This window comes from Faecalicatena sp. (genome assembly GCF_058819085.1).
Genome location: NZ_JBZUUL010000029.1, coordinates 37640 through 48421, shown reverse-complemented (window position 1 = coordinate 48421; position 10782 = coordinate 37640). Strand labels below are relative to the sequence as shown.

Sequence of the window (10782 nt, the reverse complement as noted above, 5' to 3'; positions counted from 1 at the left end):
CTCGTATGTAAAGACGGAATTGTGGAGGGGATCTATGAGACCCTGCCGTTTGAATATGGAGGATATCCGGTCACGGATTACGGTGACAGTCTGATCATCCCGGGACTTGTTGATCTGCATGTGCATGCACCGCAGTATTCTTACAGGGGACTGGGAATGGACATGGAGCTTCTGGAATGGCTGGAGACGAACACATTTCCGGAGGAGGCAAAGTTTAAGGATCTGGAGTATGCGCGTCAGGCCTATGGGATCTTTGCAGAGAATCTCAAGAGGAGTGCAACCACAAGAGCCTGTATTTTTGCGACTGTGCACAGGAAGGCAACGCTTCTTCTGATGGATCTTATGGAAGAGTCAGGTCTTTGCACCATGGTCGGCAAGGTGAACATGGACCGGAACTGTCCGGATTATCTAAGAGAGATTGATGCAGAGGAATCTGCTGCAGAGACAGTGGAATGGATCAAGGATGTGCTGCATAAGAAGTATAAACATACAAAGCCGATCCTAACTCCAAGATTTACACCATCCTGTACGGATGAACTGATGGAGAAGCTGAAAATGATCCAGCTGCGCTATGAACTGCCTCTCCAGTCACATCTGTCAGAGAATTACGGTGAGATCGCCTGGGTGAAGGAGCTCTGTCCGTGGTCCGAATTTTACGGAGATGCTTATGATAAGTTCGGACTCTTCGGGGTGGACTGTCCGACCGTGATGGCGCATTGTGTACATTCTGATGATCAGGAGATCGCAAGGATGAAGGAGAACGGCGTTTATGTTGCCCACTGTCCGGAATCGAATATGAACCTTGCATCCGGAGTAGCTCCGGTTAGAAAGTATTTGGAAAAGGGTGTACATGTAGGTCTTGGAAGTGACGTGGCAGGGGGCTCCACAGAGAGCATTTTCCATGCAATGTCACATGCGATCCAGGCATCCAAGCTGCGCTGGAGACTGCAGGATGATTCACTGAAACCACTGACCGTGGAGGAGGTATTCTATATGGCTACGAAAGGAGGCGGGGAATTCTTTGGTAAGGTGGGAAGCTTTGAACCTGGTTATGAACTGGATGCGGTCGTTCTGGATGACACGCGGTTAAAGCATCCGCAGCCTCTTGATGTGAAGAAGCGGCTGGAGCGGCTGATCTACTTTTCTGATGACAGAGAAATCCTGGCGAAATATGCGGCGGGAGTTCAGATATTCTGATAAAAAATAATTTGGAGGTAGAAATATGGAAGAGAGGGAACATGCAGTAGGTAAAAGCGTGAAGCGTGTGGATGCCTTTGAGAAGGTGACCGGGCGCGCAAAGTACACAGACGATCTGTGCGATAAGAGTGCATATGTGGCGAAGATCCTTCACTCTACAGTGGCACACGGCATCGTAAAGTCTGTGGATACCACGGAGGCCCGGAAGATTCCGGGAGTGGTAAAGATCGTCACTTGTTTTGATGTGCCGGAGTATTATTTTCCGACTGCGGGACATCCGTGGTCTACGGAGCCTGCTCATCAGGATGTGGCAGACCGGCTGCTTCTGCAGAAGCATGTCCGGTTTTACGGGGATGATGTGGCAGCGGTAGTGGCGGAAAATGAGGTGGCTGCGGCACAGGCCGTACGTGCGATGAAGGTAGAGTATGAGGAGCTGCCCTTTGTGCTGGATGTGCAGAAGGCCATGGAGGACGGGGCACCGCAGATCCATGAGGAGTTCCCGAACAATATCCTAAAGCATACCTCCATCCGCAATGGGAATTACGAAGAGGCCAGCAGGGAGCCGGGACTGATTAAGGTGGAAGGCTGGTATGATACCCCGACTGTACAGCACTGTCATATTGAGAATTTCATCTGTTATTCCTATATGGAGCAGGGACGCGTGGTGGTGGTATCGTCCACGCAGATCCCCCATATCTGCCGCAGAGTCGTGGGGCAGGCGCTCGGGATCCCATGGGGGAAGGTACGGGTGATCAAGCCTTATATCGGCGGTGGATTTGGGAATAAGCAGGATATCCTCTATGAGCCGCTCTGTGCCTATTTAAGCACTGCAGTCGGAGGACGGCTGGTGAAGCTGGATGTGTCCAGGGAAGAGACCTTTGTTTCCAACAGAGTCCGCCATGCGATCCGTACGCATATCATTTCTTATGTGAGACCGGACGGAAGCTTTGCAGCCAGAAAGATCGAGTGCTTTTCTGACCAGGGTGCCTATGCTTCCCACGGACACAGTATCGCGGCAAAGGGCATGGGAGCATTCCCACAGCTGTATCCGTGTCCGAACGTGGAAGGAGACGCCTATACAGTATTCACAAACAAATCCGTTTCAGGGGCCATGAGGGGATACGGAATCCCGCAGGCAATGTTTGCCGTGGAGAGCCACACCGATGATGTGGCGAGAGCCATTGGAATGTCACCTTACGAATTCCGGTGGAAATACCTGATGCCGAAGGGGTTTGTGGACGGATTTTCTAAGAATGTGAATTACTTCGACACTTTCCATGAATGTATGGAAAAGGGGAAGGCTTACATAGATTACGACAGGAAGATGAAGGAATACGCAGGGCAGACAGGCGAGATCCGAAAGGGGATCGGTGTGGCTGCATTCTGGTACAATACCGGAGTCTGGCCGATCTCACTGGAAACATCAGCATGCCGTATGGTGCTGAATCAGGACGGCTCCATCCAGGTTCAGGTGGGAGAGACAGAGATCGGACAGGGCGCAGACACCGCATTTGCACAGATGGCGGCGGAGACCGTGGGAATCCCGGTGGAGCAGGTGCACGTAGTGACAAATCAGGATACGGATATCACCCCGTTTGGTACCGGGGCATACGCATCCAGACAGACGTACATGGCCGGATTCTCCATTAACCAGACTGCGGCACTGTTAAAGAGCCATATTCTGGATACTGCACAGGAACTGACGAGACACACGAAGGAAAGCCTGGATATCGTGAATGGCAATATCATCCGCATTGGTGACGGTAAGGTGCTGATGAGCCTTGGAGATCTGGCAATGGAGAAGCTGTACAGTCTGACTAACAACGGGCATTTGACAGCGGAGTCTTCCTATCAGGCGAAGACCAATGCATTTTCATTTGGATGTACCTTTGCGGAAGTAGAAGTAGATATCCCGGCATGTAAGGTAACATTGACCAATATTGTCAACGTGCATGATGCGGGACAGCTGATCAATCCGTCCCTGGCTCTGGCACAGGTTCACGGCGGTATGAGCATGGGAATCGGGTACGGGCTGTCTGAGCGGCTGATCTATGATGAGCGTACCGGTAAACCGCTGAATAATAACCTTCTGGACTATAAGCTTTCTACTTTTATGGACCATCCGCATCTGGAAGGGCAATTTGTGGAAAATTACGAGCCGACCAGTGCATACGGAACGAAGGCGTTAGGTGAGCCTCCGGTATGTTCTGTGGCACCGGCGATCAGAAACGCGGTATTGATGGCGACAGGGGTGGCAGTCGATGAGATTCCATTGACACCGCATATTCTGTTCAAACGGTTTCAGGAAGAGGGCTTAGTATAGAAGGGAGGAATCAGATCATGTATGATATGAAAGCATTATATGAGGCCGAAAGTGTGTCTCATGCAATACAATTATTACAGGAGCATCCCGAAGCCCAGATCATTGCCGGCGGAAGTGATGTACTGGTACAGATGAGAGAAGGAAAACGTGCAGGAGTGGAGCTGGTAAGTATATACGCTCTGGATGAGCTGCGCGGTGTGAAGATGGAAGAGGACGGGACGATCCGGATCGGATCTCTGACCAGTTTTTCACATATTACGAAGGATCCTGTGATCCAGAAATATATCAATGTACTCGGAGAGGCTGTGGATAAGGTGGGCGGCCCTCAGATCCGCAACATCGGGACCATCGGCGGAAATACCTGTAATGGTGTGACTTCCGCGGATTCTGCATCTACGCTGTTTGCATGGGATGCAGTGGTGGAGCTGACCGGGCCGGAGGGGATCCGGCAGGTTCCGATCAGGGAATTCTATATCAAGGCAGGAAAGGTGGATTTAAGGCCTGCTGAGATCCAGACCGGGATCCTTCTTCCAAAGTCAGCTTATGAAGGCTATTACGGACATTATATCAAATATGCCATGAGAAATGCCATGGATATCGCAACTCTGGGATGCTCCGTCAATGTGAAGCTGTCAGAGGATAAGAGTGTGATAGAGGATGTGAGGATCGCGTATGGCGTTGCAGGGCCGGTCCCGATGCGTGCAGTCCATGCAGAAACGGCCGGAAAAGGTCTTCCTGTCAGCATGGATTCGATCGAAGACGTCGGGGATACCGTCCTGGAAGATGTAACGCCGCGTGACAGCTGGCGGGCAAGCAAGGCTTTCAGAGAGCACATTGCAAAGGTATTATGCAAGCGTGCCCTAAAAGAGTCGATCAGACTGGCAGGAGGTGTTGTTCATGAGTGAGATACAGTATAAATTGGTAAGATGCAGGATCAATGGGGAAGAGCGCGAGGCCATGGTAGATGTGAGGGCATCCCTGACGGATATGCTCCGTAATGATTACCGTCTGACCAGTGTGAAGAAGGGCTGTGAGGTAGGAGAGTGCGGTGCCTGCAACGTCATCATAGACAGTGAATGCTTTAACTCCTGCATCTATCTGGCGGTCTGGGCCGATGGAAAAGAGATCCGCACCCTGGAGAGTCTGATGGGACCGGATGGTGAGCTTTCAGATATCCAGCAGGCGTTCATTGATGAGACTGCCGTGCAGTGTGGATTCTGTACGCCTGGTGTGATCATGAGCGCCGTGGAGATCCTGGAATCCGGGAAGGAATATACGCGGGACGAACTGCGGAAACTTCTGTCCGGGCATCTGTGCAGGTGTACGGGGTATGAGAACATCCTGAATGCGGTGGAAAAGACGATGTATCGAAGACTTGGGAAGGAATTTCCGGAGTATTTAAAGTAGCCAGATGCCGTTACTATGCGCGGCCTACGGCCGTGAATAGTAACGATCTGGTTGTATTAAATGAAAAAATCGGTTATACTTTTTTATAAAGAGTGTAGCCGATTTTTTATGATATTTTTGAAAGCGGGTGGTGTCATGGGGAATTATTTGAATCCTGGAAATGAAAAATTTAAGATGGATATCAGTGCCGAGATCTATGTCGATAAGACTGGTCTGCTTGGATACTGCAATAAAGTAATCTGTACACCGCAGCGCTTTATCAGCATGAGCCGTCCGAGGCGCTTTGGAAAATCAGTAACAGCGAATATGCTTGCCGCATACTATAGCAGAGGATGTGATTCCTGTGAACTTTTTGCACCGTATGAGATAGCAGAAACAGAGCATTTCACGAAATATTTAAACAAGTATGATGTGCTGTTTTTAAATATGCAGGAATTTTTAAGTCAGAGTAGCTGCATGGATGAGATGCTGGCATTGCTAAAAAGGTCTGTTTTATGGGAGGTATTGGAGGAATATCCTGATTTCAGATACTTTGATTCTGCAAATCTGATGCGTACGATGCAGGATGTTTACAGCAGGACAAAGATACCATTTGTGGTTATTATTGATGAATGGGACTGTATTTTCCGGGAATATAAGATGGATTTGGATGCACAGAAAAAATACCTGGATTTTCTCAGGGATTTGCTCAAAGACAGAGGAAATATAGCATTAGGATATCTGACGGGTATCCTGCCGATTAAGAAATATGGGACACACAGTGCCCTGAATATGTTTGATGAGTTTTCTATGACATTTGCGGGTCCGCTGGGGAAATATGTGGGATTTACAGAAGAGGAAGTCAGAGATCTGTGCAAGCGCTATGATATGGATTTTGAAGAAACAAAGAAGTGGTATGATGGTTACTGCCTTGAGGATGTCGGTTCCATTTATAATCCCAAATCTGTTGTGAGTGCCATGCAGTTTCATAAATTTCAGTATTACTGGAATCAGACGGAGACATTTGAGGCGCTGCGTATTTATATTGATATGAACTTTGAAGGGCTGAGAGACGATATCGTAGGTTTAATGAACGGAAATGAAAAAGTTTCTATAGATATTAGAAGCTTTACAAACGACATGGTGACATTTCACTCAAAAGATGATGTTATGACCCTGCTGGTGCACCTGGGGTATTTGGGCTACAGGAGCAAATCGGGTCAGGTTTTCATTCCGAATCATGAAATATTGAATGAATATGTGACGGCGGTCAGCAACTCTGATTGGGGAGAGGTATCACGGGCGCTTAAGAATTCACGTGAGGCGCTGGATGCTGTTCTCTGTAAAGAGGAAGAGAAGGTTGCAAATGCCATCGCTGAGGCTCATTATGAAACTTCTCATTTACAGTATAACGACGAAAATGCACTGAGTTATACAATTTCTCTTGCTTTATATGTAGCACGGAATTATTATACAATATTTAGAGAGCTTCCAACAGGAAAAGGATTTGCTGATATTGTGTACCTGCCCAGGAAGCAGTTCGGAAATTATCCTGCATTAGTGGTCGAATTGAAGTGGGATCAGGATGCAGAAGGTGCGATTGAGCAAATAAAGAAGAAAGAATACTGCAGGAGTTTGAAGGATTATCAGGGGAAAATCCTTTTAGTTGGGGTTAATTATGATAAAAAGACGAAAGTACATCAATGTGTAATAGAAGAATGGCAGAAGTGAAAAATGTGCTGCTACAGTATAGATCAATTGGTTATGAGGTAACCGCCTTTTTCTTAAAACAAAACAGAAGCCTGTGCAGTGGTTCTTTTTGAACCCGGGGCTTCTGTTTTTGTTTCACTTTATCTAATTTTATTTATTCTTTCGGAGCCGGTTCCGGATCGGTCTCCTTATCCTTCGGAAGGATGATATTCAAGAGGACCGCCAGCAGTGTCGCGATGACAACCGGTGATTTCCCGAAGATCATAACGAACCAGTCCGGGAAGGTTGCAAGTGCACCGTTTGCCTGGGAGATTCCCATCCCCAGCGCAGCTGCAAGTCCTACGATAGAAGTATTCCGAAAGGACATATTTTCGGAGGTGATCAATTTCATACCTGTCATGGCAATGGAGGCGAATACGGAAACGGTCGCTCCGCCGAGTACGCAGTATGGAATAGTGGTCAGAAGGGATGAGAACTTCGGGATCAGTCCTGCGATCAGCAGGATCACTGCTGCAAGTCCGAGTACACATCGATTCACGACCTTGGTTGTTGCTACGATACCTACGTTCTGACTATAAGTTGCGGTCGGGAGGCCTCCGAAAAGAGCACCGATGATATTGGTGATACCATAACCCACGATACCGCCCTGGAGTTCATTGTCAGACGGCATACGGTTCAGACCGCCGCTTGTGGTAGCTGAGAAATCTCCGATAGCCTGGATGGAATTGATGGCAAATAGTAAGCCGATCGCCACACAGGAGGAGACTTCAAACTTCACACCAAAGTGTAACGGGATCGGCAGCTGGAATACAGATGCCTGTGAAATAGCTGTAAAGTCAATCATTCCAAAGAACAGGGCTACGATGTATCCTCCGATGATACCAATGAGGATAGATGCCAGTTTCCAGATGCCTTTTCCATAATGGTTCAACACGGTCACAATCACCAGTGTGATAATAGCAACGAGCCAGTTCTGCCAGGAACCATAATCAGGACTGCCTGTACCGCCTGCCATATAATTAATGGCTGTCGGATACAGGGAAAGCCCGATGGTGAATACGACGGTTCCGGCGATCAGGGGCGGGAAGAAGCGGCGGATCTTTTTTATAAAAATACCTACCAAAATTGCTACACAGCCGCCGACGATCTGTGCCCCTAATATTGTCGGAATATCAAAATCGGAAGCAATGGACTGCATGCTTGGCAGATATGCAAAGCTGACGCCCATAATTACCGGAAGTCCTGAACCTATGGCGAGCCATTTTGTCCGAAAGATCGGAAATAGCTGGAGCAGTGTGGACAATGCTGACACGATCAAAGCTGCCTGGATGAGGATGACGGATTCTTTTTCACTTAATCCGCCTACCCCGGCAACGAGGATAGCAGGTGTGACACATCCCACGATCATAGCTACGACGTGCTGCAGGGCAAGTGGAAACGCCTGCTTGAAGCTTGGCACGCCGTTTAACTCAAATATAGTTGAGTGGGTCACTTCATTTTTCACGCGTTTATCCCCCTTTAAGCCTGACTGATTCTGGTACCTGTTGTCCCCTTGATTCCGTCTTTTGCTTTTTCAAGTAATGTGATCAGAGCCTGACGGCCCGGTGCTGATTCTGCAAATTCCACAGCAGCCTGAACCTTAGGCAGCATAGAACCAGGTGCAAAATGTCCCTCCGACATATACTGTTTTGCCTCATCTACAGAGATCTGATCCAGCCATTTTTCATCTGGCTTTCCAAAATTGATCGCAACCTTTTCCACTGCGGTCAGAATGATCAGGAAATCAGCATCTAATTCACGGGCAAGCAGACTGCTTGCAAAGTCTTTATCAATGACTGCGCTGGCACCTTTTAAGTGGTTGCCCTGGCGTGTAACAGGGATACCGCCGCCTCCGCAGGCGATGACAAGATCACCGGATTCTACCATAGTACGGATCGTTCCGATCTCAACGATCTCCTGTGGTCTCGGGGATGCTACGACACGGCGGTAACCGCGTCCGGCGTCTTCTTTCATCAGATAGTCATACTTCTTTGCCATCTCATCTGCCTGCTCTTTTGTCATGAAACGTCCGATCGGCTTGGATGGATTCTGGAATGCGGGATCATTTTCATCCACGCGTACCTGTGTGATCATAGTTGCAACCGGAATATCTGTAATACCACGGTTCAGAAGCTCCTCGCGCAGGGCATTCTGTAAATCATATCCTATGTACGCCTGGCTCATAGCAACACAGACGGACAGCGGTGTGTTCGGCTGCTGTGGGTCTTCATGTGTCAGGGCAAGCATTGCATTATTCACCATTCCGACCTGCGGGCCGTTGCCGTGTGCGACCACGACTTCACAGCCCTCCTCGATCAGGTCTACGATGGCGCGTGCGGTAATCTTTACTGCTGTCATCTGCTCCGGGAGGGTATTGCCTAAGGCGTTCCCCCCGAGAGCGATGACGATCCGTTTCTTTTTCGCCATTTTTCATTTCCTCCGATACATTTCGCGCCGGATTATTCTCCTACATACGCGATTGTTTCTACTTCACATAAAACTCCCTTTGGCAGATCTTTCACTGCAACGCAGGAGCGTGCCGGTTTTCCAACAAAATATTTTGCATAGATCTCGTTGAATGCCCCGAAGTCGCCCATGTCTGCGAGGAAGCAGGTTGTCTTAACTACATCCTTAAATTCTGCACCCTGGCTTTCCAGAAGTGCTGCCACATTCTTCATGACCTGCTCGGTCTGCTCTTCAATTGTAGTACCTACAACTGCGCCTGTTTCCGGTGAGAGCGGAATCTGTCCTGAGAAAAATGCGATCCCGTTTACCACGATCCCCTGTGAATATGGTCCGATTGCTGCTGGTGCGTTTTTTGTATCAACATACTTTAACATGTTAGATACCTCCTTTTATTTTTTTCTCCTTAATGATATCATAAATAGCATTAGTCGAATACTCTTGAAGTTCCTTTTTCTTCCAGTTTCTTCAATACTTCTGCCGGATCTGCAAATTTAGCAAGGAAGATCATAGCAGCGATGATGTATGGCTTAAAGCTTGCTTCTTTGTAAAGAGGAGTTCTGTAGCGGTCGAATACGCTTGCGTCAACTTCTCCTGTCTCACAGCTTACGCCTGTGATATCAGCTGGCAGGCAGTGCATGTAAAGAGCCTTGCCGTCTTTTGTTGTAGCCATGAGTTCTTCTGTACAAGCCCAGTCTTTGTGCTCTGCGTTCTGTGCAAGAAGCTCCTGCTCCAGCTTGTTAATTCCTTCAAAGTCACCGTTTCCGTAGAGTTCTGTACGTTTTTCCATAGCAGCGAACGGAGCCCAGCTCTTTGGATAAACGATATCAGCGTCTTTGAAAGCTTCTGCCATATCGTTTGTCTTTGTAAATGTACCGCCTGATTTCTTAGCGTTCTCAGCAGCTACAGCTTCTACTTCCGGGAATACTTCATATCCTTCCGGATGAGCCAGAACAACGTCCATACCAAAACGTGTCATCAGTCCGATGATTCCCTGTGGAACAGAGAGTGGTTTTCCGTAAGAAGGTGAGTAAGCCCATGTCATAGCCAGTTTTTTACCCTTTAAGTTCTCAACACCGCCGAACTCATGGATGATGTGGAGCATATCAGCCATAGCCTGTGTTGGGTGGTCGATATCGCACTGCAGGTTTACAAGAGTAGGCTTCTGCTCTAAGATGCCGTCTTTATTTCCCTGAGTCACAGCGTCAACGACCTCGTGCATGTAAGCATTTCCTTTACCAATGTACATATCATCACGGATACCGATTACATCAGCCATGAAGGAGATCATGTTAGCAGTCTCACGTACAGTCTCACCATGAGCTACCTGAGATTTGCCTTCGTCCAGATCCTGAACTTCCAGTCCCAGCAGGTTGCAGGCAGAAGCGAAGGAGAAACGTGTACGGGTAGAATTGTCACGGAATAAAGAGATTCCAAGACCGCTCTCGAATACCTTTGTGGAGATATTGTTCTCTCTCATGAAACGCAGAGCATCAGCCAGAGTAAAGACAGCTTCCAGTTCATCATCTGTCTTTTCCCATGTCAGGAAAAAGTCACCGTTGTACATTTCCTTGAAGTTTAAAGAGTTCAGCTTATCGATATAATCCTGTAAAGTTTTCATAATTAAAATCCTCCTAAATTTTGAATAAATTCTGAACGCAGCA

Annotated in this window: 9 protein-coding genes; 5 read left to right on the top strand and 4 right to left on the bottom strand. The window is 48.1% G+C overall.

Going from position 1 to position 10782, the window contains the following annotated elements; translation table 11 throughout:
- The 5 genes from AC4OGX_RS14920 to AC4OGX_RS14900 form a co-directional block, all read left to right on the top strand.
- Positions 1–1197, top strand: a 1197-nt coding sequence (locus AC4OGX_RS14920) for an amidohydrolase family protein (RefSeq protein ID WP_493331384.1), incomplete at its 5' end; no start/stop codon positions are given.
- 25 nt (positions 1198–1222) lie between these two features.
- On the top strand, positions 1223–3520 hold the full coding sequence (xdhA, locus tag AC4OGX_RS14915) for a xanthine dehydrogenase subunit XdhA (RefSeq protein WP_493331383.1): 2298 nt from the start codon (positions 1223–1225) through the stop codon (positions 3518–3520).
- Positions 3521–3537: 17 nt separating this feature from the next.
- Positions 3538–4425: a xanthine dehydrogenase subunit XdhB gene (gene xdhB, locus AC4OGX_RS14910; protein WP_493331382.1), complete on the top strand. Its 888-nt coding sequence runs from the start codon at positions 3538–3540 to the stop codon at positions 4423–4425.
- Positions 4418–4927 (top strand): xanthine dehydrogenase subunit XdhC, encoded by a 510-nt coding sequence (gene xdhC / locus AC4OGX_RS14905; protein WP_493331381.1) that lies wholly within the window; start codon positions 4418–4420, stop codon positions 4925–4927. The genes xdhB and xdhC overlap by 8 nt, the downstream gene beginning before the upstream one ends.
- 135 nt (positions 4928–5062) lie before the next feature.
- Positions 5063–6637, top strand: a complete 1575-nt coding sequence (locus tag AC4OGX_RS14900) for an AAA family ATPase (protein WP_493331386.1) — start codon at positions 5063–5065, stop codon at positions 6635–6637.
- A 133-nt stretch (positions 6638–6770) separates the two neighbouring features.
- Here AC4OGX_RS14900 and AC4OGX_RS14895 read toward each other — a convergent pair whose 3' ends face one another.
- Genes AC4OGX_RS14895 through ygeW form a run of 4 tightly spaced genes read right to left on the bottom strand, consistent with a single transcriptional unit; the run spans position 6771 to position 10739 of the window.
- Positions 6771–8120: a uracil-xanthine permease family protein gene (locus AC4OGX_RS14895; protein ID WP_493331380.1), complete on the bottom strand. Its 1350-nt coding sequence runs from the start codon at positions 8118–8120 to the stop codon at positions 6771–6773.
- A 14-nt stretch (positions 8121–8134) separates the two neighbouring features.
- A complete protein-coding gene (arcC, locus tag AC4OGX_RS14890; RefSeq protein WP_493331378.1) occupies positions 8135–9082 on the bottom strand; it encodes a carbamate kinase in 948 nt (315 codons plus the stop codon).
- Positions 9083–9114: 32 nt separating this feature from the next.
- A complete protein-coding gene (locus AC4OGX_RS14885; protein WP_493331377.1) occupies positions 9115–9495 on the bottom strand; it encodes a RidA family protein in 381 nt (126 codons plus the stop codon).
- A gap of 50 nt (positions 9496–9545) precedes the next feature.
- Positions 9546–10739 (bottom strand): knotted carbamoyltransferase YgeW, encoded by a 1194-nt coding sequence (ygeW, locus tag AC4OGX_RS14880; RefSeq protein ID WP_493331376.1) that lies wholly within the window; start codon positions 10737–10739, stop codon positions 9546–9548.
- Between the last annotated feature and the right edge of the window lie 43 nt (positions 10740–10782).